General features: G+C 50.1%; 36 protein-coding genes and 2 pseudogenes. 22 read left to right on the forward strand and 16 right to left on the reverse strand.

Going from position 1 to position 26296, the window contains the following annotated elements; all coding sequences use genetic code 11:
- Positions 1-49 precede the first annotated feature (49 nt).
- The 6 genes from MKQ70_RS08425 to MKQ70_RS08450 all read right to left on the reverse strand — a co-directional run bounded on the left by MKQ70_RS08425 (position 50) and on the right by MKQ70_RS08450 (position 5137).
- A complete protein-coding gene (locus tag MKQ70_RS08425) occupies positions 50-1816 on the reverse strand; it encodes an ABC transporter ATP-binding protein (RefSeq protein ID WP_248069904.1) in 1767 nt (588 codons plus the stop codon).
- Between the two features lie 33 nt (positions 1817-1849).
- Entirely contained in the window at positions 1850-2506 is a 657-nt protein-coding gene (locus MKQ70_RS08430) for a hypothetical protein (RefSeq protein ID WP_248069906.1), read from the reverse strand.
- Positions 2503-2640 (reverse strand): hypothetical protein, encoded by a 138-nt coding sequence (locus MKQ70_RS08435; RefSeq protein ID WP_248069907.1) that lies wholly within the window; start codon positions 2638-2640, stop codon positions 2503-2505. The genes MKQ70_RS08430 and MKQ70_RS08435 overlap by 4 nt, the downstream gene beginning before the upstream one ends.
- An 8-nt stretch (positions 2641-2648) precedes the next feature.
- Entirely contained in the window at positions 2649-3947 is a 1299-nt protein-coding gene (locus MKQ70_RS08440) for a patatin-like phospholipase family protein (RefSeq protein ID WP_248069909.1), read from the reverse strand.
- Positions 3948-4476: 529 nt separating this feature from the next.
- Entirely contained in the window at positions 4477-4653 is a 177-nt protein-coding gene (locus MKQ70_RS08445; protein ID WP_248069911.1) for a DUF3606 domain-containing protein, read from the reverse strand.
- 127 nt (positions 4654-4780) lie between these two features.
- On the reverse strand, positions 4781-5137 hold the full coding sequence (locus MKQ70_RS08450; RefSeq protein ID WP_248069913.1) for a LytTR family DNA-binding domain-containing protein: 357 nt from the start codon (positions 5135-5137) through the stop codon (positions 4781-4783).
- A gap of 414 nt (positions 5138-5551) precedes the next feature.
- On the opposite strand from MKQ70_RS08450, the gene MKQ70_RS08455 reads away from it, so the two are divergent.
- The 3 genes from MKQ70_RS08455 to MKQ70_RS08465 all read left to right on the forward strand — a co-directional run bounded on the left by MKQ70_RS08455 (position 5552) and on the right by MKQ70_RS08465 (position 7193).
- Positions 5552-6121 (forward strand): hypothetical protein, encoded by a 570-nt coding sequence (locus tag MKQ70_RS08455; protein ID WP_248069914.1) that lies wholly within the window; start codon positions 5552-5554, stop codon positions 6119-6121.
- A 62-nt stretch (positions 6122-6183) separates the two neighbouring features.
- Positions 6184-6837 carry a DUF1016 N-terminal domain-containing protein gene (locus MKQ70_RS08460; protein ID WP_248069916.1) on the forward strand — a complete coding sequence of 218 codons (654 nt, stop codon included), beginning with the start codon at positions 6184-6186 and terminating at the stop codon, positions 6835-6837.
- Positions 6804-7193, forward strand: a complete 390-nt coding sequence (locus tag MKQ70_RS08465) for a PDDEXK nuclease domain-containing protein (RefSeq protein WP_504909722.1) — start codon at positions 6804-6806, stop codon at positions 7191-7193. Before MKQ70_RS08460 ends, MKQ70_RS08465 begins: the two co-directional genes overlap by 34 nt.
- Here MKQ70_RS08465 and MKQ70_RS08470 read toward each other — a convergent pair.
- The gene (locus tag MKQ70_RS08470) at positions 7190-7597 is read right to left on the reverse strand and encodes a helix-turn-helix domain-containing protein (RefSeq protein ID WP_248069917.1); all 408 of its coding nucleotides are present in this window, start codon (positions 7595-7597) and stop codon (positions 7190-7192) included. The genes MKQ70_RS08465 and MKQ70_RS08470 overlap by 4 nt on opposite strands.
- A gap of 7 nt (positions 7598-7604) precedes the next feature.
- Positions 7605-8186 carry a hypothetical protein gene (locus tag MKQ70_RS08475; RefSeq protein WP_248069918.1) on the reverse strand — a complete coding sequence of 194 codons (582 nt, stop codon included), beginning with the start codon at positions 8184-8186 and terminating at the stop codon, positions 7605-7607.
- 182 nt (positions 8187-8368) lie between these two features.
- Between MKQ70_RS08475 and MKQ70_RS08480 the strand changes: the two genes are divergently transcribed.
- The 5 genes from MKQ70_RS08480 (at position 8369) to MKQ70_RS08500 (ending at position 10786) form a co-directional block, all read left to right on the forward strand.
- Entirely contained in the window at positions 8369-8902 is a 534-nt protein-coding gene (locus tag MKQ70_RS08480) for a hypothetical protein (protein ID WP_248069919.1), read from the forward strand.
- Between the two features lie 26 nt (positions 8903-8928).
- Positions 8929-9447 carry a DUF7003 family protein gene (locus MKQ70_RS08485; protein WP_248069920.1) on the forward strand — a complete coding sequence of 173 codons (519 nt, stop codon included), beginning with the start codon at positions 8929-8931 and terminating at the stop codon, positions 9445-9447.
- Between the two features lie 133 nt (positions 9448-9580).
- Complete coding sequence (locus MKQ70_RS08490) at positions 9581-9868, forward strand: hypothetical protein (protein ID WP_248069921.1); 288 nt, start codon at positions 9581-9583, stop codon at positions 9866-9868.
- Positions 9869-9894: 26 nt separating this feature from the next.
- The gene (locus MKQ70_RS08495) at positions 9895-10530 is read left to right on the forward strand and encodes a DUF7003 family protein (protein WP_248069922.1); all 636 of its coding nucleotides are present in this window, start codon (positions 9895-9897) and stop codon (positions 10528-10530) included.
- 13 nt (positions 10531-10543) lie between these two features.
- Entirely contained in the window at positions 10544-10786 is a 243-nt protein-coding gene (locus tag MKQ70_RS08500; RefSeq protein ID WP_248069924.1) for a DUF7003 family protein, read from the forward strand.
- A gap of 29 nt (positions 10787-10815) precedes the next feature.
- Here the strand turns inward: MKQ70_RS08500 and MKQ70_RS08505 are convergent, their stop codons facing one another.
- Together MKQ70_RS08505 and MKQ70_RS08510 are read right to left on the reverse strand one after the other, a co-directional pair.
- Complete coding sequence (locus MKQ70_RS08505) at positions 10816-11667, reverse strand: helix-turn-helix domain-containing protein (RefSeq protein ID WP_248069926.1); 852 nt, start codon at positions 11665-11667, stop codon at positions 10816-10818.
- A 44-nt stretch (positions 11668-11711) separates the two neighbouring features.
- Positions 11712-11852, reverse strand: a complete 141-nt coding sequence (locus tag MKQ70_RS08510; RefSeq protein WP_248069928.1) for a hypothetical protein — start codon at positions 11850-11852, stop codon at positions 11712-11714.
- 127 nt (positions 11853-11979) lie between these two features.
- Here MKQ70_RS08510 and MKQ70_RS08515 point away from each other — a divergent pair, with 127 nt between their 5' ends.
- A complete protein-coding gene (locus MKQ70_RS08515; RefSeq protein WP_248069930.1) occupies positions 11980-12348 on the forward strand; it encodes a hypothetical protein in 369 nt (122 codons plus the stop codon).
- A gap of 40 nt (positions 12349-12388) precedes the next feature.
- On the opposite strand, the gene MKQ70_RS08520 is transcribed toward MKQ70_RS08515, so the two are convergent.
- The 4 genes from MKQ70_RS08520 to MKQ70_RS08535 are packed head-to-tail and all read right to left on the reverse strand — an operon-like array spanning position 12389 to position 14607.
- Complete coding sequence (locus MKQ70_RS08520) at positions 12389-12982, reverse strand: HAD family hydrolase (RefSeq protein WP_248069931.1); 594 nt, start codon at positions 12980-12982, stop codon at positions 12389-12391.
- On the reverse strand, positions 12982-13713 hold the full coding sequence (locus tag MKQ70_RS08525) for an SDR family oxidoreductase (protein ID WP_248069932.1): 732 nt from the start codon (positions 13711-13713) through the stop codon (positions 12982-12984). Before MKQ70_RS08525 ends, MKQ70_RS08520 begins: the two co-directional genes overlap by 1 nt.
- Positions 13714-13720: 7 nt before the next feature.
- Positions 13721-14374 carry a UbiA prenyltransferase family protein gene (locus MKQ70_RS08530; protein ID WP_248069933.1) on the reverse strand — a complete coding sequence of 218 codons (654 nt, stop codon included), beginning with the start codon at positions 14372-14374 and terminating at the stop codon, positions 13721-13723.
- Positions 14371-14607 carry a UbiA prenyltransferase family protein gene (locus tag MKQ70_RS08535; RefSeq protein ID WP_248069934.1) on the reverse strand — a complete coding sequence of 79 codons (237 nt, stop codon included), beginning with the start codon at positions 14605-14607 and terminating at the stop codon, positions 14371-14373. Before MKQ70_RS08535 ends, MKQ70_RS08530 begins: the two co-directional genes overlap by 4 nt.
- A 225-nt stretch (positions 14608-14832) precedes the next feature.
- Between MKQ70_RS08535 and MKQ70_RS08540 the strand changes: the two genes are divergently transcribed.
- The 9 genes and pseudogenes from MKQ70_RS08540 to MKQ70_RS08570 all read left to right on the forward strand — a co-directional run bounded on the left by MKQ70_RS08540 (position 14833) and on the right by MKQ70_RS08570 (position 21247).
- Complete coding sequence (locus tag MKQ70_RS08540; RefSeq protein WP_248069935.1) at positions 14833-16470, forward strand: hypothetical protein; 1638 nt, start codon at positions 14833-14835, stop codon at positions 16468-16470.
- Positions 16471-16477: 7 nt separating this feature from the next.
- A complete protein-coding gene (locus tag MKQ70_RS08545; protein ID WP_248069936.1) occupies positions 16478-17593 on the forward strand; it encodes an acyltransferase family protein in 1116 nt (371 codons plus the stop codon).
- Positions 17594-17667: 74 nt separating this feature from the next.
- Positions 17668-17922: a hypothetical protein gene (locus MKQ70_RS08550; RefSeq protein WP_248069937.1), complete on the forward strand. Its 255-nt coding sequence runs from the start codon at positions 17668-17670 to the stop codon at positions 17920-17922.
- Positions 17919-18233, forward strand: a complete 315-nt coding sequence (locus MKQ70_RS08555; protein WP_248069938.1) for a hypothetical protein — start codon at positions 17919-17921, stop codon at positions 18231-18233. Before MKQ70_RS08550 ends, MKQ70_RS08555 begins: the two co-directional genes overlap by 4 nt.
- Before the next feature lie 50 nt (positions 18234-18283).
- Positions 18284-18520 (forward strand): helix-turn-helix domain-containing protein, encoded by a 237-nt coding sequence (locus MKQ70_RS42085; protein ID WP_372489943.1) that lies wholly within the window; start codon positions 18284-18286, stop codon positions 18518-18520.
- Positions 18521-18633: 113 nt separating this feature from the next.
- Positions 18634-19392 (forward strand): annotated as a pseudogene (locus MKQ70_RS08560) (SDR family NAD(P)-dependent oxidoreductase).
- Between the two features lie 330 nt (positions 19393-19722).
- Positions 19723-20172, forward strand: a pseudogene (locus MKQ70_RS08565) (ABATE domain-containing protein); the annotation flags it as partial.
- 56 nt (positions 20173-20228) lie between these two features.
- A complete protein-coding gene (locus MKQ70_RS42090) occupies positions 20229-20342 on the forward strand; it encodes a CGNR zinc finger domain-containing protein (RefSeq protein ID WP_372489944.1) in 114 nt (37 codons plus the stop codon).
- Positions 20339-21247, forward strand: coding sequence for an EamA family transporter (locus MKQ70_RS08570; RefSeq protein ID WP_248069940.1), 909 nt, complete (start codon positions 20339-20341; stop codon positions 21245-21247). The genes MKQ70_RS42090 and MKQ70_RS08570 overlap by 4 nt, the downstream gene beginning before the upstream one ends.
- Before the next feature lie 34 nt (positions 21248-21281).
- Here the strand turns inward: MKQ70_RS08570 and nfi are convergent, their stop codons facing one another.
- Both nfi and MKQ70_RS08580 read right to left on the reverse strand, forming a co-directional pair.
- Positions 21282-21953, reverse strand: a complete 672-nt coding sequence (gene nfi / locus MKQ70_RS08575) for a deoxyribonuclease V (protein ID WP_248069941.1) — start codon at positions 21951-21953, stop codon at positions 21282-21284.
- A gap of 204 nt (positions 21954-22157) precedes the next feature.
- The gene (locus MKQ70_RS08580) at positions 22158-22580 is read right to left on the reverse strand and encodes an MgtC/SapB family protein (protein ID WP_248069942.1); all 423 of its coding nucleotides are present in this window, start codon (positions 22578-22580) and stop codon (positions 22158-22160) included.
- Between the two features lie 136 nt (positions 22581-22716).
- Here MKQ70_RS08580 and MKQ70_RS08585 point away from each other — a divergent pair, with 136 nt between their 5' ends.
- The 4 genes from MKQ70_RS08585 to MKQ70_RS08600 all read left to right on the forward strand — a co-directional run bounded on the left by MKQ70_RS08585 (position 22717) and on the right by MKQ70_RS08600 (position 26154).
- Positions 22717-22926 carry a hypothetical protein gene (locus MKQ70_RS08585; protein ID WP_248069943.1) on the forward strand — a complete coding sequence of 70 codons (210 nt, stop codon included), beginning with the start codon at positions 22717-22719 and terminating at the stop codon, positions 22924-22926.
- Between the two features lie 11 nt (positions 22927-22937).
- Positions 22938-23177: a hypothetical protein gene (locus MKQ70_RS08590; protein WP_248069944.1), complete on the forward strand. Its 240-nt coding sequence runs from the start codon at positions 22938-22940 to the stop codon at positions 23175-23177.
- Positions 23178-23357: 180 nt separating this feature from the next.
- Positions 23358-24290 carry a phosphoribosylaminoimidazolesuccinocarboxamide synthase gene (locus MKQ70_RS08595; RefSeq protein WP_248069946.1) on the forward strand — a complete coding sequence of 311 codons (933 nt, stop codon included), beginning with the start codon at positions 23358-23360 and terminating at the stop codon, positions 24288-24290.
- Positions 24291-24366: 76 nt separating this feature from the next.
- Complete coding sequence (locus tag MKQ70_RS08600; RefSeq protein ID WP_248069948.1) at positions 24367-26154, forward strand: ABC transporter ATP-binding protein; 1788 nt, start codon at positions 24367-24369, stop codon at positions 26152-26154.
- Positions 26155-26296 lie beyond the last annotated feature (142 nt).

Here is a 26296-nt window from a genome sequence, read left to right on the forward strand (position 1 = left end):
CCGCCGAAGTGAGTGACACAGCGGCGGCTGAAAGTGGTTATGTGGCTGGTTACCCTAAGAATTGCAACTCCCCAAGCCCTTTATACAACCCTTCATCCTTCATCATCAGCTCCTCATGCGTGCCGCCTTCTACAATGCGGCCCTTGTCCATGACGAGAATGAGATCGGAGTTGCGGATCGTGGAAAGGCGATGCGCGATCACGATGCTGGTGCGGCCTTTCATGAGTTTTTCGAGGGCATCCTGTACCAGGCGCTCGGATTCGGAGTCGAGGGCGGAAGTGGCCTCGTCGAGGATCAGTATTTTCGGATCTTTCAATACGGCGCGTGCGATGGCGATGCGCTGGCGCTGACCGCCGGAAAGCTGCACGCCGCGTTCACCTACTACAGTGTTCAGTCCTTCGGGGAAGCCCTGTATGAAGTCCCAGGCGTTGGCCTGCTTCGCGGCCGCGATGATGGCGTCTTCTGAAGCATCGGTGTCGCCATAGGCAATGTTTTCGCGGATCGTGCCACCAAACAGGAACACATCCTGCGGCACTACGGCCATCTGGCGGCGTAAGTCGCTCAGTGCGAAGTCTGATGCGGGTTTGCCGTCGAACAACAACTGACCGTTTTCGAGATCGTAGAACCGTAACAGTAAGGATACCACGGTGGATTTGCCTGCGCCGCTGGGGCCAACGAGGGCCACCTGCCAGCCGGCCTGGGCCTCGAAGCTTACGTCCTGCAGTACCGGGATGTCTTTACGGGAAGGGTAGCGGAAGGAAACGTTGTCGAAGGCAACCGCGCCGGATATATGTTGTTTGATCGGTTCGAAATGAATGGGTTCGATGGGCTCGTCGAGTATTTCGAGGAGGTTTTCGGTGGCGCCGATGCTCTTTTGTACACTGGAATAAATATCGGCCAGACCGCTGATCGAACCGCCAATGAAGCCGGTGTAGAGCACGAAACTGAACAGGGTGCCTGCGAGCAGTTGTCCGTCGGCAATCATGAGGGCGCCGCGCCATACAATGGCTACCATGGCGCCAAAGAGGCCGAGGATGATGAACGAGGCAAACATGCCCTGGTACTTACCTACGCGCATGCCGGTGCGCGCTACGTCGTCGGTTTTGCGTTTATAGCGGTTGATCTCGAATAACTCGTTAGCGAAGGCTTTTACATTAAAGATGCCCTGCAATGTTTCTTCCACGATGGTGTTGGAGTCGGCTACCTGTCCCTGCGCTTCTTTGGAGAACTTGCGCACGAACTTACCGAAGAATACTGCTACCACGCAAATCACCGGGATGATGGCCAGCATGAACAGCGTGAGTTTCCAGCTGGTGGCCAGCAACAGCACGATACCGCCTACGATCATGATGATCTGGCGGATGAATTCGGCCAGGCTGGTCGTAAAGGTGCTCTGTAACTGGGAAATGTCGGCAGAAATTCGGCTGTTCAGCTCTCCCACGCGGCGTTCCGCGAAGAACTTCATGGGCAGGCGGATGAGGTGTGCGTAGGTGGATTGTCGCAGGGAGGCCAGTGTTTTCTCCGTTACTTTCACGAAAATGCTGATCCGGAAGAACGAGAAGGTGGCCTGCGCGACGAGCAATCCCGCCAGCAAAGCCCCGGTGGTATTGATATGCTCGCGGATATTGCCACGGTGACCGGCATCCACAAGGGTGCCCATCAACTTAGGGAAAAACAGCGTAGCCGCGCTGGACATGAATAACAGCACCAGCCCCAGCGAAAACTGCCAGCGGTATGGTTTTGCGTATTTATATAACCTGCTGATCTTTTTTAATCCGGAGGCACTGACACGTGGTTTCTTTTCTGCTTGTTCCATATACTCTTAAGACGAACGGCAAACCTACATATTTTAAGGGAGAACCTCCTTTTTCTTCGGTTTTAGGTTCGTGATCACCACAAATAAGATCAATTCCACCAGCATAAAGAGCAGGTACCAGGGCGTATCCGGTTTAAAATCGGCCGTGAGCCAGTAGTATAAAAGGGCAAATACCGCGCAGATGGCTCCCGCAAAGCCGATAATGAACTTGGCTTTCACTTGCCAGATGTACCGCGCGAATCGCTGCGGATGCTGCTCGTCCACCACGGGGTTCCGTAATTTTCGCGCCAGGTAGATGTTTTCGAGGATGTCGAACAGCCGGGGCAGTAGTTGCGCGGCAGCGAGTATCCAAAAGAACCATTTGCCGATGTGCTCCATCTTATTGGCCGCAATCCCACAGAGCAGCGCCACACCGGGGTATACGCCGAACATATAGAGATAATCCACGGTCAGTTGCCGGCGTACAGCGATTTTAGAGGACTCGGGCATGGTGAGGCACATATTGACTAATTCGCGCTCGGAGAGGGGCATCATGAGGTCCATGATGCTGAAAGGCACATCTGCACCGGCTTTATGAATACAGAAGTGGCGGCCAAGACGCACCATGATATAGGTGGTGATAAGGAACAGTGTAAAACATACGGCGAAGTAAAACCAGAGGTTTTGCGTCATACAGGGCGTGCAGATCATACGGCGGCGGTTGTTAAAGATTGTTGAATAGGTTTTACTTTGTTCAGTTTATCGAAGGCTTCGCGACGATCGGCTTTGTACGCTTCCCAGTCGAACCCTTGCAGGAACTGTCCTGCGGCCTCTGCGCCTTTCACGAACAGGGCTACTTTCTTTCATCGCTGATGGAGAAATCGAGCCAGTTGAATTCATGTACGTCAATGCGCCCGATGCCTTTTTTGAACAGGCTGTTTTTGAGGAGGAAGTCTTTATCATAATAATACCGGATCGTATTAAACATGCGACCCATGTAGCCGGCAAGGCCCATCTTACCCGTATTCTGCCGGCTTTTCTCCTTGTCCTCGGGTGCTACATCGTCGAGGTCAATGCCGAATGTCGGGAGGCGCGGCACTTCTATTTTAGGGTTATAGAAAATGTTGATCGGGAAGTTGGAGAGGATGCCGCCGTCTACAAACCTCACCGCGCTCGGTACATCGCCGGGATCGGTCATCAGGTGTTTCATCCAGCTTTGCTGAATGGCTGTTTCGTTCCGCGGAATATCCTGTATCACCGAAGATTCAAAGAAGATCGGGATCGACATGGATGCCCTTACAAACTGCGCGGGATGCAGTGTTTTTTCATCTGTGGTGAACAGGTCCCACATTTTCGGGAACTCTATTTTATTCTGTGTAACGATATCGGAGGTGATGAGTGTTACATCGGGCCCAAGGTCTTTTAAGGAGCCGCCGTTCCGCAGGTGCAAGCCTTGTGGTACCGTGCCTGCTTTTTCGATAAAGTCTGAAACTGTTGTTACGTTGTGCTCCTGCATAATATCGCGCACCCAGTCCTGGAAATCCTTCCCCGGATTAATCCCGAACCCCCTGTCCTTAAAGCGTTTCAGCAGCATGTTGAAGTAGCCCAGTCCGACCAGTACACTTACCACGAGCATACCGGTAAACACGAAACTGAACTTGCCGATCAGTGCGAATACAGGATTGTCTTTTAGCCCGATGCAGATGATATTCAACATTAACAGTACCGCCATAGCTATTGCCGTGGCGGTGATCAGCTTCTTTACATTTTTGAAGTAGTGTTCCTGTGTGATGAGTTTCCGGATTACTTTGCGCGCAAAAGGATGCCCGTCTACAAAGTCGAACAGGTCTTTATTACAGAGATAATTCAACACTTTTTCGGATTTGGCGTCTTCCTTTTTCCCGATCACGGCCATCATGGCGGTATTGATCGCCCCGGCGCTGGTGCCTGCGAGGCGCATGAAGCGGATGCCTGCCTTTTCGAGGATGTAGGTGTAGCCAACAAGCGCCACGCCGAGTACGCCGCCGCCTTCCTGTACGAGGTGGACGTATTGGTTGCCCTGGTCGTCGAGGGTGTCGCTGACGAGGAGGTTGTCCATGTTTGGTGTTGGATTATTGGTGTTGCCGAATTTTTCGTGGAGCTGTGATAACACGGCTTTTACTGGGTGTTGTCCGTAAAGGCGGATAGGGCCATTACGGGCTTTTGGGGATTTTGGGATTGGTTCATGTTTTGGGGGTGGTTTGGTGATTCGAATTTAGGGAAAATGTTGGGGATTAGCAAGTTAGGGGCTGGATTTAGTCTGGCAGAAATCGTTCACCGCTTTCACTTTCTTTGGAAAAAATAACGCATTGCAAAACCGAAAAGCACTCCCGCGATAAGCCATTTTGGTATTACTCCCCAGTCAACCTTTGATTGGCCGATTACATCGAAGAGCATTCCGAGTAATGCAAACATTATCGCGGAAGTTGTTGCAAGTTTATTTGGAGATGTGTTCATAGTTCTGGTTTTCTTCCGGGGCTGGAATTGGGAAATCTTCAAAAGCAATTCGAGCCTCACCGACTGAATAAGAATGTTGTTAACCACAGGTGATAACTAAATTTAGCAAATTGCGGCAAATTTGAGGCTTTAGCCTTCAATTATTCAGAGCTAGACAGGACCGCCTAAAATATATCATGAGTAAATCACCTCGCCAGGTAAGCTTTCACATCCCTCACCAACGGCCCCACCGCTTTCACCGCCTCCCGCAACCGCTCAGGCGTTACTCCGAGTTTTATACACCAATCCCGTAATTCCCAGGACTCGTTAACGTTAATACGGATGTCGTCCTGCTTGCCGGCATTATTAAGGTTATCTCCCATAAAATATGTTGTAGTTAGTACACTATCGTAGCCACGTGGAGGGCCGATTGTCTTGGTTGTTCGAGAAGGCTGAAATGGAGATGCCGAAAATACTGAAGGGGAATGAATTCGCCAAAAATATAGGCTTCTATCGCGTCAAAGCATGAGCAGCCATACTTCGCTTATCGCCCAGGATGAACAAATGCGCTTTGATTTTACTGAAATATCCTCTCGCAATTACGAGTTGTTGTCCAGCCACGGTGACGTGTTGGCTGTCTAATTGCTCAATGTGGCGGATGCTTACGGCGCAAGCCCTGTTCACCTGTACGAACATGCCCGGTGGCAGGTTGGCCAGCGCATTGTCTAAGGTGGTCTTACAGGTGTATTCCTTATCCGGGCCGATAAAGCGGACGTAGTTGTTGTCTACTTCCAATACCAGCAGTGCGTCTACATCAATTTTTACAAGAATGCCGCCCTCGTTAATAAATACAGGTTTGTTTTTCATATAAACGTGTTTAAAAGTAAATGAGGCATTGCTTAGACGGCAGGCAAAAATAAGGGTTTACTGTGACTCGTAAGAGGATCCTAAGAGGATGGTAACTAAAACCATGCTGAAACCCCAGTAAAATGGCGAAAGTTAGTTACAGTTAGTTACAATCCAGTAAGGATCCTCTTAGGATCGTCTTGTGATCCGGAATAGGGTATATGCAGTTTACCACCCGGTAAACCCGTCGCCACCAACCGGTAGACCCGTGGCCACCAATCGGTGAATTTTTCAGGCATTTGTTCGTCCTACTTTTGAAATGTCAGCCGCCGGAATGGAAGCATCGCTTAGGCCGGGGAATGAGGAGCGACATTCTGAAACCTTCTTCCATGGCGGTTGTATTAACAAATTTTTCTAATCACAAAAACAAATTTTATGGCACACGTAGATAATAACATTTTCATCGAAGGTTTAAGGGGCAATGTTGCAAAGCAGATTGTCTTTCGCAAAACACGCAAGGGTACCGTAGCCAGCCGGATGCCTAAAACTGACCCTAACAGGGAGCCCACACAAGGACAGCTTGAGCACCGCGATCGATTTGCCGATGCGTCTGATTATGCACAGGAAGTACTGGCGGATCCCGAGTTGAAAGCGCTGTATGAAGCGGCACTTGATCCGGAGAATACGTTGCGCGGCACCATCGTGCGCGATTTCTTTAAAGCGCCCAAAGTAAGGGAAGTGGATACTGACAGCTATAAGGGTGTAGTTGGAGATGTGATCAGGATAAAGGCCAAAGACGACTTCCGCGTAATAGCCGTAGACGTTCGCATCCTGAACGCTGCCGGTGAACTGTTGGAAGAAGGCGCCGCGATCATTGATCCGAAAAGCCGCAAAAAGTGGTTGTACACGACCACGGTACCAAATCCTGAACTGGCGGGCACCGTCATCCAGGTAACGGCGACAGACATGCCGGGCAATACAGGCTCGCTGGATGTGACGCTGTAATTAATCTAACAGAGGGCGCACCCGCGTGGTGCGCCTTTTTTAATCACTAGTATATTTTAGCCATGGATAGTCAACAAATGGCCGCTGATATCGTCAGGCTGGCCGAAGAAATCCGGACCTTGTTCAAAGATGCGCAGCGCAGGGCTGCGGTGAATGTAAATATTGCGATGTTAAGCGTGTACTGGCAGATAGGCCGCCGGATCGCAGAGCAGGAGCAAAGCGGAGAAACACGTGCGGGGTATGGCCAGTACCTGATCGTGCAGTTGTCAAAACGGCTGGTGGCCGAATTTGGTAAGGGATTCTCCGTACCCAACCTGAAAAACTTCCGGCAGTTTTACCTGGTGTTCCCGGATTTCGAGATTGGCTACGCACTGCGTAGCCAATTGAGCTGGACGCACTACCGGCTCATTATGCGCGTAGATAATCCGGCAGCACGGACCTACTATGTATCAGAAACCGCTTCGCAGTTTTGGAGTACGCGAACGCTGGAACGTAACATCAACAGTCTCTATTACGAACGGCTGTTATCTACCCAGGGCCAGGCTTCAAACGATGAACCACCGCCTGCGGCAACCGGCTTTATTAAAGACCCGTACATGCTTGAATTCTGGGAGCGGAACTCCCGCCATCTGCATCGGAAAGCGACCTGGAAACGGCTATTATCGGCCAGTTACAGCATTTTCTGCTCGAAATGGGAAAGGGCTTCTCATTCGTAGGCCGTCAGTACAGGATTGCTACAGAGACCAAACACTTTTTTATCGACCTGGTTTTTTACAACTACATCCTGAAGTGCTTTATCCTCATCGACCTGAAAATAACGGCGCTTGCCCACCAGGATATTGGCCAGATGGACATGTACGTGCGCATGTTCGAAGACCTCGTAAAAGGCCCCGACGATAACCCTACGCTGGGTATGATCCTCTGCGCGGATAAGGACATGACGATGGTGAAATACAGCGTATTGGACGAAAGCAGGCAGTTGTTTGCGTCTAAATACAGCCTCATTTTACCTTCTGAAGAGGAGTTGCGCCGCGAGTTGGAACGCCGGGGACTTTTCCGCCGCCCGCATTAGGCATCGCCGCCCCGCCGGTGATACTGCCGGTACCTGGTTGGGGTGCATCCCATGACCTCGCAAAAGGTGCGGGTAAACGATGCATGACTCTTGTACTCCAGTTCATCGGCAATAGCTCCTACCGACAGGTCGGTGGTAGTAAGCAATTTGCAGGCAGCTTTCACCCGGTCCCGTTTTTTATCGTCCCGTACATTGCTGTTCGTTGCTTTTTTATAGTAACGGTTAAATTTCCGGTAAGGCATATTGAAATCCAGGGCCATCAAAGGAATGGGTACGCCAAGGTACCTGCGGCTAAGGATTTCATCCCTTGATTCCAGGATAGCTGCGACCTCCGTCGGATCATATTGATAGGTGTCCTTTTTGGACTTCTTTGTCTTAGCTAGGTCATCGATGAACTGCAGCATCAGTTTATCAACCTGGCTGTCGACCAATACTTCGCGGGGTGCGCCTATTTGTCCAAGAGGCCAGTTGCCGCAATAGCTTCGTGGTTTTACTTCCGGTGGGCACATAAGGAAGGCGCCAGCCATCAGGACTTAATGTGGAGGCGCGTTTGTAAAAGGTATGAAGGTCCGGATAGCTTTTGCTCAGCATTTCAATGAGCGGAAGGCTGATCTTCACCTTCACCGATATACAATTCCCTTTCTGGATGCGATAGCAATGTTTACCAGTGGGCAAATAACTAAGACTGCAAGTATGATGTTGCTGCCACATGTCGCCCAGTTGATCATGGTGAGCGTCTATCCGGCCCGTCACTACATAATTGAGAAAAACGCCGGGTTCTTCCAGGTCAAAGTAAGCCTCCACAGCTGATTTCAGACGGAAGTGATAAAAGGCCACCTGGCTGCGTCCACCCGCATCGGTTTGCTGCTGAATAGCGCCGAATGTGCCGGTGGTTTCCATAACATCGGCGTGGGTAATGAGGTCAACGAAAGTGTGGGGATGATGATGCGTCGTAACCGTCACCTCCCCGTTTTGGGGGAAATTAAAGAGCATAAGATTGGATTTTGGTGTAATGCTGCGACGGTAGGCTGAATCATGATGAAGATAATAATTGTGTTTTTATCTGCCAAAAATGGTCAAACCAAAGAAATTACAAATCCGCATAATCTTATTACCAACACGGTAACAATAAAAATCACGGTATACGCACCTTTGCAATAACCAAATCATATGTTATGAAAAAACGACAATTCCACGTTCCAAACCGGTTGCAGGGATCTCTGCTCAGCTTGTCGCCCGCTACCGGCGTACAGCCCCGGGCGCCGCTGTCAGTATCCCCAAAAGAAGGCACGTTGCTGATGATGGCAGGAGCCAACGCCTGGGGGCAATTTGCGATCAACGATCCGGCTACAAGAAGTCAGTATGAAAAGCTCGGCGTGAACGGGCAAAGTATTTACCATTTGGCAGTAGCCGATTACTTTAAGCCGCCCGGAATAATCAATATCAGCACGGAGTTGTATAAGGGACGGATAGGCGACGTTATCACAATTACGGCAACGGATAATGTATACGTTTCGTCTGTTACGGTCGACATCCTGCTGCCTGGCAACCAGTTGGTGGAGCAGGGAAGTGCACTGCCGGCCTTCGGCGATAGCTGGACTTACACTGCCCAAAAGGCCAACCGGTCATTACGCGATGCTTATGTACTGGTAACCGTTCGCGATCTTCCTGGTAATGCGGCTTCCGCCACACAGGGGATATTATTTTGATATTATTCAACGCTAAACTTTGTTTTATGTTATCAACAACTACAATTCTCGACGCGCTGAAAGCTGCGCATAACACTCCCGGTATTAAGCCGATGCAATTGATTGTAATGAAGGAATCCCTGCTTTCTTCACGGATCACGCTTTTTAGTGACGGTAAGGAAAAGTGGGCGCTGGCAATGGAAAAGGTGATCATGTCGACGAATGGCGTACAGCTGCAAACTAATTTTTATGGTAATTGTTACCAGATACCTGCACTAAAGCAGGATGCGGATTTTAGTAACATGATGGTGGAGGATCTCCTTAATATCCTGGACTGTGAAGCGGATTGGGACGGTGATTATATGCCGGAAAATCCTTCACCCTGGATGATGCGCGGCATTAGTATTGAACTGGAACAGGATCCGGCGGTGATCGCCGAAAGCGTCCCATGGTGCAATGGTGAGCAAATTTCGCTGATGGATCAGCTGTGTTACCTCGCTGCTACAAAAAAGATATGTGGCATGCAGATACAAAGGTATTGTCTGCATGTTTGCCGCAAGATGTAAACAGGGTATTAGTGGTGGAAGAGTGGCAGCATCGCGATCCGTACCATCATCTTTTGCTTGACGTTTCGTGGGAGGATGAAGCGGAGTTTCTGGGAGTCCTGTCCGACGACATCTGGGTAATTTTTTTGTTATTATGGCTGCAAAGGAAGGTGATGCCGAGTTGGCTTTCCATCGCTATCCTTCTCCCACCTGGGATCCACACTGGGATATCACTTTTCAGATGTTTGCTAAAGTGCTGGTGACGGGCGATCCGGAGCTTTTCGAGGCAGGACAGTTCACCAATTCCGGTTGCTTCAGCCGCATGGGCGGTGAGGTTGGGTTTTCGGAAAATGGAGAGGTGTCTCCAATATCTCCCGAAGATATAGATAGTCCAATAAGCCCAATTAGTCCACTGTCTTTCCTGTTGGCGTCACGCCATTGAGTCATTCACATCTAAATACGATTATCATGATTAATGTTCGGGATATATTATACGAGGTGGACTGTCATCAGTCAGATACCCGGTATTCGCTGATGCAACTGAATGATCCGTTCGATATGTTGCTATCTGCAAGGGTGAGTTTATTTACCAATGTGCGAAGTCACTGGATCGCCGTTTTCGAGAAGTTGGTATACGTTGTTGAGCAGGACGAAATTGTGCTGAAGCTATATGCGGTGGGCAATTGCACCCGATCGCCGAAGACCTTTGCTGCCGATAAGTTCAGGAACTGTTATCACTTGTACCCGATCAACTATTTCAACTACCGCGAAACAGTTTCTGGCGGAGATATACAACCCTGGGCGAAATATTGGGTGGTGAATAATGAGGAATTATCCATCGCTTTCGATGAACGCGATTTGTGCCCGTCGTATTACTGGGCAAGGGAAGGAGCAATACCAGCGTTTCATGTAGCACGCCATCTGGCGGAACTTCACCCGGATGTATTCCATGCCAGCGACGAGGTCTTGAAAGAACTGATGCCGCGACACGTGAGAAAAGTGTTGAAACTGGATTATTGGCATCACCCGGGATCCGCGGGAACATGTGCTGACGATAGAGGGAGAATCCGGGCCGGGGCGTGTGATCGGACGGCTTTCCGATGATGAAACGGCCACGATGGATACCGTTAATGCGTTAGGGAAGTATCGGGGTAAAGAAGATGGCAGCTACTTTGTCATCAGTGATAGCTTGTCGCAGACGTTTAATTGTTTGCAGGATGAAACCTGGATGCAGTTTGCGCAGGTGATGTCTACTGGGGATCCCGGTTTTTATAAACCGACGCTGGAGCCTAACACAGATTGGCTGAACAGGTTAGGGGCGGGGTTGGTGATGATGTGGGCGGGGCATGATGCGGAGTAAGCGGGTGAATATGGTTGACGCGATGGCGCTTACGGGCGCCCTCTTTTCGTGTGAGACATGTGCTGAATATTTTTCCATTCGCGATAATCCGTCGGTGTTTGCCCCGTCCATCTTTTAAACGCTCTCACAAATCCAGCCGGTTCTGCATAACCTAAGACCTGCGAAATTTCTTTAACTGTAAAAGCGTCGTTTTGTATGTACCGTACAGCCAAAGACTTGCGTACTTCTTCCAGTATATCAAGAAAGGATACACCTTCTTCCTTTAGTTTGCGTTGCAAAGTTCGGGCGCTCATGCAGAAATTCCCGGCTACCGTTTCGAGTGATGGGGCATTGAGATAAGAATTGGCTATAAGATAATTGAATATTCTTGCCGAGAAGCGACCATGAAGTGTGGAGCTGCCCGACATACTGCTTATCTGGCCCAACAATAAAGTCTGAATCTCGTAGTTGGCAGTAATGATCGGCTCCTGCAGAAATGCTTTTTGGAATTCAAGCCGGTAATGTGTGCTTCTTTTCGGCTGGCATCTGAATAACCCCATATATTCCCTGTCAAAGCTCGTTTTATAGGTGGGTAGTCCAACACTTACGGGCTTGGGGCGCACCATTAACAGGCCGTTTAGTTCATACAGGGCAAAGGCAGCAAGAAAGTCTCCCATTTGATCCCGTGTGTTGGGATACTTTTCTGAGCCTTTATTGTGACGGAACAGGATGCTAAAAGTATCCTTGTGTTCTTCAACCTCCATCGTATAAAAGTCCGTCAACAGGTGAACGAAGGCGCAGGCATGGAGCAGGGCATCTTTTACGTTGGCGCTTGTCTGGATAATCTGTCCCACGACACCTAATGCAGCGATCTGCATGGTGGAACCGAAGTGTGTTCCCACCAATTCATCTTTGGAAAGATGAATAATGTTCTTCCATAACGCTTCTACCGGAGATCGGTAAGTTCAAAAGTATCCCGGAACTTTTCTGCGGGGATGCCGGCCAATAATGCGGCCCTGTCTATATCGAGTTCGCGGTTCCTGCAAAAGATGATCAGTGACTGAAAGAATATTTGTCTGTAGTTCATACACAAATGTCGAAACGATGGAGCTTACTTCGTTGTGATGGCGCAAAATGATAACACGATGTCGCGTAAAGGTAATAATCCCCGGCTTATAGGGAAGTATGTTTGTGGAAACAAAAAAGAATAAATCATGACACTAAAAAATGTATTGTTGATCAACGCCATAAGCTCCGGCGCCACTGGGATTTTCCTGGCGACGAGTCCCACTTTTTTTTCGAGGTTATTCGATGTACAAAGTACCGTGCCCTTTGCGGAAACAGGTATCTTTTTGATCGTGTTTGCCTTGTTTGTTTTTATAACTGCGCTGGCGACACCAGTTAAGAAAAGCCTGGCGAAAATTATTACTGGCCTTGATATAACGTGGGTAGTCGCCAGTGTTGCGGCTGTGGTCCTGCTTTTTACGTCCATCAGCATCATAGGATCAATAATAATTATCGGTGTTGCGGCCTGGGTGGGGTTAATGGCTTATTTACAAAGCAGAAAACTTGAAAATTCCTGATGCAAAAGGGCTGCTCACCGGGCAGCCCTATCTATCTAAATTAACTTCTAAACGGCCTGAAACTCGCCACCTGCGCCATCGCCAACATTTGCTTATCCCCGCCGCTATCACCATAAGCATATATCTTCTCATAATCAGCAAGCGTCACCGCCGCCTCAATCCGGCAAACCTTCTCATCCCCATTACAGTTAAGCCCGTCAATCATACCACTAACTTTACCATTGTTAACCACCAGCTTCGACCCAATACACTCAATACCCATCGAAGCACACCAGGGCGCCACCCAATTCTCCGCCGAAGCCGTCACCACGATCACCCGCACCCCATTCGCCAGGTGCTGCGCAATTTCCGCCTTCGCACCGGGACGAATCATCGCCGGCAACGCGGAGCCACAAAAGTCATCGCAGCCTTTCTGGAAATCAGTTAAGGACATGCCGGAAAAGTGATATTTCAACATCAGCTCTTTGGTGCGCTGATTAGAGATCATCTTTAATTTAAACATCACCAGGATAGGAGAGAGTATCAGCCAGCTGGCCACCAGGGCAGGCGTACCTTTCTGGAAACGGATGATCTCCCAGAGGGTGTCCTTCGTGGTAATCGTTCCGTCAAAATCAAAAAACGCGATCTGCTTCATTACAGTTTCAGTTTTTTAAACATGAATTCCGGAACGCTCTTGATGATCAGCATAATGTAACGCCAGAACCATTTGGTATAGATGGTATTCTTTTTCTTTTGTACGGCTTTGTAGATGTCGTTGGCCACCTGTTCCGGCTGCGCGGTTAAGATACCGGGCAGGTTCAGGTTTTCGGTCATACGGGTGGCTACGAAGCCGGGTTGTACGCTCAGCACGTGCACGCCCGTATGAAACAGGCGGTTGCGCAGTCCGGACAGGTAAGCGGTGAAACCTGCTTTGGCGCTGCCGTACAGGTAGTTGCTCTGCCTGCCACGCTCGCCCGCTACAGAGCTGATGCCCACGATGAGGCCTGCCCGTTTAGCGGCATAATCTTCCGCTACTACATTCAGGATGGAAACCGCACCGGTATAGTTCGTATGCAGGATGCGCGCAGCTTCGTTCCAGTCGGCCTGACCTTTCTCCTGGTCGCCCAGGTAACCGAACACGCAGATGGTAATATCGGGCTTCACAGGTAAGCTGTTGTAAAACGCGGTGTGTGAAGCGAAATCCAATGCATCGAAGGAGAGGGCTTCGGTGGTTACGCCGTAACGGAGATGCAGGTCATTTTTGAGCGCAGTCATCAAACCGGCATTGCGGCCGGCGAGCTGGATGTTGTATTTTTCGGTAGCAAACTTCCGGGCGACCGCCACGGCCATATCGGAGCCTGCACCCAGTATCAGCACTGTTGGCATAGTAATATTAATTGAAGAAACTTTGATCCGTTGGTAAATAGATTAATACGTAAAAACTCAGGATCCAGAGGAGAATGGTTAACTGCACAAAGCGGTCCTTGTACAGGATTTTGGTGGGAGAACCGGTATTGTTCTCCACGTAAGTGATCTGCAGGTACCGCATCAGTCCCGCAATTACGAATATACAGGTATAGTATAAGCGATAGGTATGAAAACGCGTCATGGTTTCGGGCGACATGCAATACATCAGGTACGCCACGATAATGATCGCCGATACCAGCGCCAGGGATACGTTCAGGAAGTCCATGTTGTAACCCTTGGAGGCTTTGCGCATGTCCATGCCGGACTCGATCTTCAGCAGCACGTCGTCGCGGCGTTTAGCGATGGCCGGGAACAGCGCCAGCAGGAACACCATGATCATCAGCCACTCCGACACCGGGATGTTGGCGGCGATACCGCCGGCCTTCACGCGCAGCACAAAGCCGATGGATACAATGATGATGTCCGGGATAGAAATGTTCTTCAGTCCGAAGGAGTAAGCGATGTTCATCACAAAGTAAATGCCCAGTACAAACAGGAACTTCTCTTTGACGAAGTAACCGGTCGCCATACCCAATACCACGCACACAAAGAAGATGGCCAGTCCCGCAGGTTTGCTCACCGCCCCGCTTGCCAGGGGGCGCTTGCTTTCTTCGGGTGCTTGCGATCGTTCTCAATATCGCGGTAGTCATTAATAATGTAGATACTGCTGGCGATCAGGCTAAACGCCACGAACGCCTTGATCAGCTCAATGATCTTGTCAACATTGGTGAGCTCGCCGGCAAAGAAGAGCGGAATAAACAGGAATGCATTCTTGGCCCAATGTGCAGGGCGTAATAGTTTAAGATATTGCACGGGGATTAAACATTATTGTTGGGCGCAAAGATAGAACGAAATTTTGACATTCCATTTTCCGCACCCCCGTTCATCCATTTAAAAGAGCAATTGACTCAAATAATTAACTGGTTTACAATTATTTAATATGAATAAATAAATAGATATTAATAAATGGCTACCATTTTAATGCAATAATCTTCTATTTTTGACCCGCAATTGATTTTTAACCGCCCCAACTTAGTTATGTCAGGCATATTATTAAACCGTAAGCGCGCCACCATCATAGAATGTTTAATCATTATCGGTCTGGCCCTTATACCTTTATTCGTTACGTTCCCTTACCGGGTGAACATTTTCCTCTCCTGGGAGGGTGCATACCGCCTTTCACAGGGACAAATGCCCTACCGCGACTTCGGTACGCCGCTGGGTATAGGCTTCTGGCTGATGCCGGCGCTGTTTTTCAAGTTATTTGGTCCGGCAATGATATCGCTGGTAAAAGCACAGGTCGCGTTGAACATCATGAGCGGCTTTGCGTTCCGCAGCATACAGAAGAGCCTGAACGTAAACCTTGGGGTACGGGTGCTGGCGGTATTGGTATTTGCATTGTCGTATTCCTTCTTTAACTTCTGGCCCTGGTATAATCATACGGTAATTGTGTACGAACTGGTGGGCATCGCGTTCCTGCTGGCGGCTATCACCAACGAGCAGCCCAATAAATGGCGCATCCCGCAATTGCTGGCGTCCGCGTTTTTCCTGTTCCTGTCTTTCTTTACCAAGCAGGATGGGGGTGGACTGGCCCTGTTGCTGGCACTGGCCCTGGTGGGGTACCATGTGCTTCAATCTAAAAAATGGAAAGATGCCCTGTTTTTCCTGGGTTTCTACTTTGCCATAGCGATCATTACTTTTAAAGCGTTTGCCGGTTACGGTATCGGCTATTGGTTTAATCATGGTCAGCCACCGCATAATTCACGTTTATCCATTGGCGATATACTCGCCGAAATACTCGGGCAGTCGCAGTGGATCAAGTTTTATGTATTGCTGATGGTGTTGTTGCTGGCGCCTGCCGCGAAAAATATCAGGGCTGCGTGGAACAACCGGCCGCTGATGTTCCTCACGCTGGTAACCCTGGGCATCCTGGCCGAAGCCGCTATCTTCCAGGTAACGAGCTACACGCCGCCGGATAATAATATCTTCTTCCACGCCTTTGCCTTCGCGTTTATCATGCAGCAGGCGTCCGGGCTGCTCCAGTTTAAACTGGAAGAATGGAAACCATTCATCATCTCCGGCGCTATGGTGTTACTGTGGTGGTCCGGTTCCTACTGGAAGTACCTCGACCGCGTATTCTCCCGTTTCATGACGCCGCCCGAATCGGGCATTGTACAGTCTAAAACCGGCGAGAATGTTATTTCGCGCAATAACTTCATGCTTAGCTACGACTCTACCGACGTGCCTACGTCCGAGTGGGTGTTTACGGATTTTCCTGAGTTTAAGAAAATCTATATGCCGAAATCGACGGTAGACGGGATGCAGCGTTTCCTGGCTATGCCGGAAATCAAAGGCGCGAACGGTAACGCCAAAGTACTGAACATGACAGAGCTGACGCCGCTGGCGAGCATCACGCCGTTCAAACTGGAAACCGGCAACAATTACCCGCTGTGGTATCACCTGGGGGTAGGCATGTTCAACAAACAACTCGACGATTTTAACGCCAAAGTGCGCAGTAAATATTATGATGTGGTGCTGTACGAATACGCACCTTATAACAATAACTTCTATCCCTTCTCCCTGCGGGACGAGCTGAAAAAGCACTATCGGCAGGTGGATACGTTCCTGGCGCCGAGAAGGCCAACGAACGCCACGATAGAAGTGTACGCGAGATAACTGGTAAATGATGATAAACTGTAACCCTGGCACAAAGCCGCATTACCCGATTTTAGACGGGTTGCGCGGCGTTGCTGCTATGATTGTGGTCACCTTCCATCTGGCCGAGCCGTTAGCTACCGGGCACCTCGATATCCTGGTGAACCACGGTTACCTGGCCGTAGACTTCTTCTTCCTGTTGTCGGGCTTCGTGATCGGTTACGCCTACGACGACCGCTGGGGTAAAATGACCATCGGTACGTTCTTCAGGCGCCGTATCGAACGACTACAGCCCATGGTGGTGCTTGGTATGACCCTGGGCGCCATTGGTTTCTACTTTACAGATTCCACGATCTGGCCAGACATTCACACCGTTCCCGTATGGAAAATGCTGCTGGTGATGCTGATCGGTTATACGATCCTGCCGGTGCCTTTATCTATGGATATAAGGGGATGGCAGGAGATGCATCCGCTCAATAGTGTAGGCTGGTCGCTGTTCTTCGAATATATCGCGAATATCCTCTACGCCATTGGTATCCGGAAGTTCTCCAACACCGCATTGAGTATCCTGGTGGCGATGTCGGCTGTTGCACTTGCACACCTGGCGATCACCAGTCCAGCGGGCGACGTCAGCGGCGGATGGACGCTCAATTGGGAACAGGTGCGTATTGGGTTTACCCGGACGATGTACCCCTTTTTTGCTGGTTTGCTGTTATCACGCGTAGCCAAACCGACCCGTATTAAAAATGCCTTTTTATGGTGCGGCCTGCTGCTGGCAGCCGTGTTGTATATGCCTCGGATCGGCGGCGCCGATCATCTCTGGATGAACGGGATGTATGAAGCCGTATGTATCATCCTCGTGTTCCCGCTCATCGTATACATGGGCGCCAGCGGCGTGATACATTCCGAAACGGAACGCAGGATCTGCAAATTCCTGGGCGACATTTCCTACCCGCTTTACCTCGTGCACTACCCGCTCGTTTACTTCTACGTGGCCTGGATCAGCAATAATAAAGGCGTAACCCTTGCGGATGCATGGCCTTACGCCCTGGCGATCCTGGTTGGTGGTATTGTGCTGGCGTACGCAAGTTTGAAGTGGTATGACGAGCCCGTACGCAAATGGCTAAGGAAAAAATTGGGATAAAATACGGCCGGAGCACATCTGGCCAATTTCCCTTATTTTTACCGGGCAACTCGACCATGTAAAGTCCCCGGTGCATGAAAACACTGATTAATATTCCGGTTCACCAGCTCAACGATATCCAGTTCCCGGCATCGGAGCGGAGTATTACATTCGGCGATCATGCCCCCAGTCACCGGATCGACTTTTATGCCCTGGTATGGTTCGGCGAAACCGCCGGTGAGCACTTCATCGATTTCGAGTCCTTTCCCATTCTTAAAGACACCGTGTACCTGCTGGGCAAACACCGGTACACAGCATTCCCGCCAAAAAACGGCCGCTGGCCAGGGTGATCGTGTTTTCGGAAGATTTCTTCCACCTGATAGAGGAGCCGTACCTGCGGTTGTTGTTTCTTCCTTTTAATAATGAAGGGGTGCGCATCCCGGAACACATGGTAAAACCCTTGCAGGACCTGTTTCACCTCATTGTACTGGAATACGGAGGGAATGCCGAAACCTCGCTGCTGTTGAAATATACCACGGCACTGCTGATGCACCTGTACCGGTACAGTAAGCAGTCGCCCGGCGGTGTGGCCATGTACGACGAGCGGCTGGAAAAGTTGTTCCGTCTCCGGAAGACAACTATAAAGAGGAGCGCGCTGTAGCATTTTATGCCGATAAAATAGGCATCACCCCAAAAAGGCTGAACGAGATCGTGCGCGAAAAGTTCGGTTTCACGGTCAGCCAGATCATTTACCACCTATTACTCATCGAAGCCAAGCGCGAAATCGGGCATGGACGGAAGTCTATCAAGGAAATCGCCTACGAATTGGGATTTAGTGAGCAATCCTACTTTTCCCGGTTTTTCAAGAAACAGACCGGCACTACCCCGAGAGCTTCCGCCAGCAGGCGCTTACCCCCGTCAGTTAAACGCTTTCTAAAGACTTGTTAATGTTCGGATTGTGCTATATATGGTGCAGTTAGTACCCGTTTTTGCCTGTAAAAACCGGGAACTTTACATCGTATTTGAGAAACGAACTGAAGGACGAAGTAAAACAGACGATTATGAGCAGATTAGCAAACAAAACGGCCATCATAACCGGCGGCGCCGGATCTATCGGGGCCGCAACAGCCAGGAAGTTCCCGGACTTTGGCGCAAAAGTAATTTTAGTAGACTTAAGCGGGGAAGCGTTACAAAAGACAGTGAAAGAACTGGGAAGTGCGGATGTTGACTATATAGTGGCAGATGTGACAAAAAGCGCGGATGTGGAGCGATATGTGAAAGAGGCCGTGAAGCGCTTCGGGAAAATCGATATCTTCTTTAATAATGCAGGTATCGAAGGTGTGGTGAAACCCATTACGGAGTATCCTGAGGAAGTTTTTGACAGGGTGATAGCAGTGAACGTGAAAGGCGTCTGGCTCGGATGTAAGTATGTGCTCCCCGAAATGAAAGACGGTGGCAGCATTATTATTACTTCGTCCGTAGCCGGCGTAATGGGCTCCCCGGGAACCAGCGCTTACAACACCAGCAAACACGCGGTGATTGGCGTAATGCGCAGCGTAGCCCCTGGAAGCGGCTCCCCGCAAGATCAGGGTGAATACCGTGAATCCGAGCCCGGTGGACAACCGCATGATGCGTTCATTAGAAGATGGATTTAGTAATGGACATGGAGAAGAAGCAAAAAAGAACTGGAGAAATCAATTCCATTCGGAAGATATGCACAACCTTCGGAAATAGCCGACATGGTGGTGTTCTTAGCATCTGACGAGAGCAAATTTGTTTCAGGGACCGTTAACCTGGTTGACGGGGCCTCGCAAGCTTAATTACCATTCCTGAGAAAGATAGATTAAGGTGTGAAAACAGCCGGCCGGAATTTTTTCCAGGCCGGCTTTATTTTTTCTCTGACTACCGGTTTATCCGCCCCGTACGGCGGAGTAATTATGCTATTTATAATTGATACTGTACGGCCGTAGTAGCTGTAGCGGCCGGCTGCCCCGATATTCCCTGCATCCTTCGTAGCATGCATGTCAGCTAATTATCAAATCATTATCAGTATTTACTTTGATGATCACTTGAAGGTGCTAAACAGTTGCTGCTTCCACGAGAAAGCTGTATATTTATCTAACCATCTAAAATGCTTTTACCGGTTAACTATGAGCGTTCAACGATCCATTTCCAGCCTGCTGCTCGACGGTGGCGCCTTATGTCTCGACTTTACGAACACCCTCCATGACCGCAGCGTGGAGCAGCCGCACGACTACCTCGGCAGTTACGCGGATGTGCTGGCCTGGTGCCGGCATACGGGGGCATTAAAACCGGCGGTGATCAAGACCCTGGAGCGAATGGCGAAAGCTTACCCTCCCAGGGCCAACGTGGTATTTGAGCAACTGATCGTCCTGCGGGAATTGCTATACCGGCTATTTGCCGCGCAGGCTGCGGGGCATTCGCCTGATCCCGCGTTGGTAGAACAGTTTAATCCGTACCTTGCGGCCGCTTTCGGACAGTTAAGTCTTGAATTTTTATCTAAGAAGACGCCTGCAACGCTTTCATTTTTAACGCCGGAACTGAACCTGCCGGGTTGGCTGGTGGTGAAGTCGGCGGTGGAAGTATTGGGAGCGAACAGCTGTTGCGTGTACGGCAATGCCCGGCCTGCCATTGGTTGTTCATCGATAAGAGCAAGAACCGCTCGCGCAGGTGGTGCAACATGGCGACCTGTGGCGACCTGCACAAAGTGAAACAATTCTACGAACGGAAAAAGCAACAAAACGAATGAACACGCCTGATAATACGTCCCGTCAGCGCTCCACGATGCTGGTAACCTGCCTTATTGCTGTTTACATCATTTGGGGATCTACCTACCTGGGCATGAAGGTAGCCACGGAAATAGTGCCGCCCTTCCTGTTGTCGGCCTTCCGGTTTTTTACGGCGGGGATGATCATGTTCGTGATCGGCATGGTGAAGGAAAAGGAATGGCCTTCCGGTAAGCAATGGGCATCGGCTTCCCTGGTGGGCGTGTTGTTGATCGGCGTCGGCAATGGCGGTGTGGCGCTGGCGGTGCATTATATGCCGTCAGGGTTGGTGGCGCTATTGGTAGCGGCCGCACCGGCGTACTTCGTGGCGCAGGACTGGCTGTTCTTCTCTAAACAGAGGCCCGCGGCCATGACCCTGTGGGGTATCCTGATCGGCTTCATCGGCCTGTTCTTCATCTTTAACCCGTTCCGGGGCGGCGCGCAGTTCGACTTCCCGAAATGGCCACTGTTCGTGGTGATCGCCGGTTCCATCTGCTGGACACTCGGCTCTTTGCTCGTACAACGCCTGCCAATGCCGCGGCAACTGACGTCCACGGCTATCCAGATGTTATCAGGTTGTATATTCACCATCGTGATGAGCGTATGCCTGGAGCGCGATGACTGGAGCGCACTGGCAAACGTGAATCTTCGTACCTGGATCGCCTTCCTGCACCTGGTATTCCTCGGTTCGCTCGTTGGCTACACTTCCTATAGCTGGCTGACGAAAAACGCGCCGCCACGTATTACTTCCACATATGCGTATGTAAACCCGGTAGTGGCCCTGTTCCTCGGCTGGCTGGTGCTGGACGAAATGTTGAACCCCGATGGCATCATCGGCTCGGTGATCGTGATCCTTGGTGTTGTGTTAATGACACGGAAGAAGAAGTAAAGTAAAATCTTAATGAAGAGGGGTTTGCGTATTGTTACTCCTGGTGTTTGGCGCGTAGTTCGTTAACGGCATTATGGGCCAGGCGGGTTGGTTCCGGCAGGCGATGCGCGCGGGTGCAGGTACGCATGAAAGCCAGGGCGCTGTCGGCATCGGTACGGTGCCCTGGTGATATGAATACCGGCTTCACCTTGTTGCGTGTCCTGAAGGCATATCCCAGTAATTCATCTTTATCTTTAATTGGGGAGACGCTACCTGCTGTAACATCGGGCATTGTGTATTGCCCGAATAGCGGTTGTTTGGCGCAGCCAATGGAAGGCGTATCTGTAATAACCCCAAAATGCGAGGCTACGCCGAGTCGTCGCGGATGGGCGATGCCGTGCCCGTCAAACACCATTAGGTCCGGTTTCCGGGACAATTGCTCCCACGCCTGCAGCAAGGCCGGCACTTCGCGGAAGGCCGGGTAGCCGGGTACGTAAGGGAAATTAGCCTTCGTGATCACCGTCGACTGACCGATGGGCTGTAGGTCGGGGTAGCTCAGTAAAACTATGCCGGCATAGATAATCGGGCTGAATCTGTTAAAGGAAATATCTGCTCCACCCACGATTTTTATGTCAGTATCAATTGGTTGCAAAATCAGCTTTTCGCGCAGTTGTTTTTGGAGGAGTGTCGCAGCAGTGACGGAGATTTTTTCGTAATCAATCTGCATAATCAATTAATCTTTAATAAGTAGCCTCTATTTCGAAGCCTAGAACCCGTTTTTCGGTTAAAAGGTATTCATTTAGCATGTTCATGTTTGATATTTTACCTGTTAGTTCATATTTAAACTCAAATACTGCGTCATTGCGGCTAGTCACCAGCGTTTTATAACGTAGGTGATATTGCTCAAAAATCGCTTCAAGTTGAATGTGACTCAGGTCATGGTAACAACGGATGGCGTATTGTTTCCGCTGGCGGAGGGCTTCCAGTTTGTTCTCCGGTACTTGAGGCCGGTCAGGACCAGCAGGGTGCCAAACAGCGAAAAGGTGGCTACAAGGTAGTGCTCCATGCCAACGGCCATGCCCAGTGCGGCGGCGATCCAGATAGTGGTGGCGGTAGTTATGCCATCTACTGAATATTTTCCTTTAAAAATGACGCCCGCTCCAATAAAGCCGACGCCGGTCAGGATGTTGGAGGCGACACGGTCCATGCTGTTGGGGGCACCCAGTTCCCGGGACAATATCGTAAACAAGGTGGAGCCGGCGCATATCAGGGCAATCGTACGGATGCCCGCGGCTTTCCGCCGGTATTCGCGCTCGAGTCCCAATACGGAACCGATCATGAGCGAAACCAACATCTGCAGTGTTTCAGTGTAAAGGTGTGATTCCATCAATACAGAGGTAACAAAAGCATGCCTGGCTGTATATAACATGTTGGCATAATTATTAAGGTACATTTTACATAAATCCATTTAACCTGAATAACACCAGTTTATGAGAAAAAATAATATCATCGCAGGTTTGTTGCGCGCCGCCGTTACGGCCATGGTATTCCTGTTCTTCGTTATCCTCCTGTATTCGTGCAGCAGCAGCTCGCGCACCAACAGCGGCGATACCACTGCGCCGGCCCTGGATTCTGTCAGCACCGTACCCGGAAAAGACACTTCGATCCCTGCGCCGACCGACACCACGACCAGGCTATAAAACTTATCAATATGAGACCTACTTTACAAAAATCCATGTTTGGCGCCGCGGCCGCAGCCCTGCTGCTGGTCGCCTGTAACAACAACAGGTCGGAGGCATCGCAAGATTCCATCCTGCCTTTTAACGATACCACCCAGACTTTTGACACAACTAATCTTCGTCACGATACCACCGCCGCCAGCGACACCTCGCTGAACAAGCGCCCGAATGTGGGCGGGCAGGATACGGTTCGTTTCTCGGAACATGATTAAGGGAGGGCGTTAGTCCTCCTTTTATTTTATGTGTCGCTACCGTGTAAAAAAGGGAGCGATCGGGGGAAATATTTACCCGCAGGGCAATTATTTTTGAAATTGGCAGTGCTAAGCTATTTTTGCAGCGGTTTATTATCCGGCGGCATTCGCCGGAACGAACGAACAAACAATTATAGAAGCATGGCAGAACCTACTTTTCAGTTCCCGGGACAAACCGCTTTCTACAAAGGGAAAGTGCGTGACGTATATACAATAGAAGATAAATGGATGGTCATGCAGGTGAGCGACCGGATTTCTGCATTCGACGTAGTGCTGCCCAGGCCGATACCGTATAAAGGTCAGGTACTGAACCAGATTGCGACGATCATGCTGGACGCTACCCAGGACATTGTACCTAACTGGAAAAAGGCGACGCCGGTGGCCAATGTAACCATCGGGATTAAATGCGATACTTACCCGGTAGAGATGGTGGTGCGCGGCAACCTGACTGGTCATGCATGGCGTACTTACAAAAGCGGCCAGCGGGTACTTTGCGGCGTAACCATGCCCGAAGGCATGAAGGAGAACGACTACTTCCCCGAGCCGATCATCACGCCTACCACCAAAGCACACGAAGGCCATGATGAGGATACTTCCCGCGAAGAGATCATTGCTTCCGGCCGTGTGAGCAAAGAAGAATACGAGCAGCTGGAGCAATATACACTGGCCCTGTTTAAACGTGGTCGCGAACTGGCGGCGAAACAAGGACTGATGCTCGTGGATACCAAGTACGAGTTTGGTCACCATAACGGCCAGATTTACCTGATCGATGAGATACACACCCCGGACTCTTCCCGTTACTTTTATGCGGAAGGCTACGAAGCCAACCAGGCCGCCGGCAAACCGCAGAAACAACTGAGTAAGGAGTTTGTGCGCGAATGGCTGATGGCGAACGGCTTCCAGGGTAAAGAAGGCCAGCAGGTACCGGATATGGACGATGCTTTTGTGACCAGCGTAAGCGACCGTTATATCGAGCTGTTCGAAAACATCACCGGTCAGAAGTTCAAAAAGAAGATGTATCTGTTGAAGAAGCGAAACAGCGCATCGTGGAAACGCTCGCAAAATTATAATTGAAATACAGTTGATAAGAAATGGCGCCGTTTATCCGGCGCCATTTCTGTTTTAAGCCCATTCTCGTTAATTTGCAGGTATGAAACACCTTCTTGCACTGAATAAATACTTTCTGAAGTATAAATGGAGATTTTCGCTGGGGTTGATTTTTACGGTGGTGTCGATCGTGTTCAGCGTGTTCCAGCCGATTATGGTGCGGCAGATCTTCGATCTGCTGGAACAAAACCTCAACAACTACCGCATCATCAGCGATACACCTGTAAAAGACCTGTTCCGCAGCGACTTTACCAAGGTGCTGGCGTTATATGGCGTGGGCATCCTGGCGATGGCGCTGTTGAGCGGCTTCTTCATGTTCCTGCAAAGACAGACCCTCATTGTGATGTCGCGCCACATCGAGTACGACCTGAAAAACGAGATTTACCGGCATTACCAGCAACTGGACCTGAATTTCTTTAAAATGCACCGGACGGGCGACCTGATGAGCCGTATTACGGAAGACGTTTCCCGTGTGCGCATGTATGTGGGGCCGGCCGTGATGTACGCGACCCGCACCGTATTCATGCTCATCATCATCGTGTACCTCATGTGGCAGGTAAACCCGATGCTGACGATTTACACGATTTCCCCGCTGCCTTTCCTGGCGCTTACCATTTATTATGTGAACCACATCATTCACCGTAAAAGCGAAAGAATACAGGCGCAGTTGTCGAACATCACCTCCATTGCGCAGGAGTCGTACTCCGGCATCAGGGTGATAAAATCCTACGTGCAGGAAGATGCGACGGCCGGGCACTTTGATGCGGCCAGCGAGGCGTATAAAGAAAGCTCTGTGAGCCTGGCGAAAACGGACGCGCTGTACCAGCCGGTAATGGCGCTGATGATCGGCCTGAGTGTGATCATCACCATTTTTATCGGTGGCGTGCAGGTAAGCAAGGGAACGATTACCATCGGTAACCTGGCGGAGTTTGTGATTTACGTAAACATGCTCACTTTTCCTTTCTTTTCGATAGGATGGGTAGCCTCTATGATACAGCGTGCTGCAGCATCACAACAGCGGCTGAACGAATTCTCGGATATTGAACCCGAAATAAAAGATACCCCGCAGGCGCAGGATATCAGCGTGAAGGGAGAGGTGGCGTTTAACCACGTGTCCTTTACCTATCCGCACACCGGCATACAGGCGTTAAAGGATTTTCACCTGACGATTAAACCGGGAGAAAAAGTGGCGGTGATCGGCCGTACAGGTTCGGGTAAAAGCACGCTGGCGCAGCTGCTGATCCGCATGTACGATCCGCAGCAGGGCAGCATCAGTGTGGACGGGCACGATCTCCGTAACGTGAAGCTGGCCAGCCTGCGCAGCCAGGTGAGTTATGTGCCGCAAGATGTATTCCTGTTTTCGGATACGATTACCAATAACATCCGTTTCGGCGAACCAACGGCCACGCAGGAACTGGTACAGCTCGCAGCGCGCCAGGCATCCGTGGAGCGTGACATCCTGAACTTCCCGGGCGGCTTTGACACTGTAGTGGGGGAGCGGGGCGTAACGCTTAGTGGCGGCCAGAAACAGCGCATCTCGATAGCCAGGGGCCTCATCCGTAATCCAAACCTGATGGTGTTCGACGATTGCCTGTCTGCCGTAGACGCCCGTACGGAGAAGGAAATCATTGGCAACCTGTATGCATTTTTGAAGGGTAAGACCGCTATAATCATTACCCACCGCATATTTGCGCTGTTTTCGTTCGATAAGATCATTGTGCTCGATGAGGGCCGGATCGTGGAAACCGGCACCCATGACCAGTTGATGGCCAATAATGGGTATTATGCCGAGCTCTATGCAAGGCAGCAACAAACCGATGAAGAAGGCTAAAATTGAAATGTTTTGATACCTTGTAATGCCCTGTGAAGGCAGATTTCAGCCATTTTCAAATGATTTTTCAAATTCATTTAAAAATATTTTGTTATCTGAGAAACAATTGTATATTTGTTGATTATTGATAATAAAAACAGGA

It is taken from the genome of Chitinophaga sedimenti, assembly GCF_023156195.1.
Taxonomy (GTDB): Bacteria; Bacteroidota; Bacteroidia; order Chitinophagales; family Chitinophagaceae; genus Chitinophaga; species Chitinophaga sedimenti.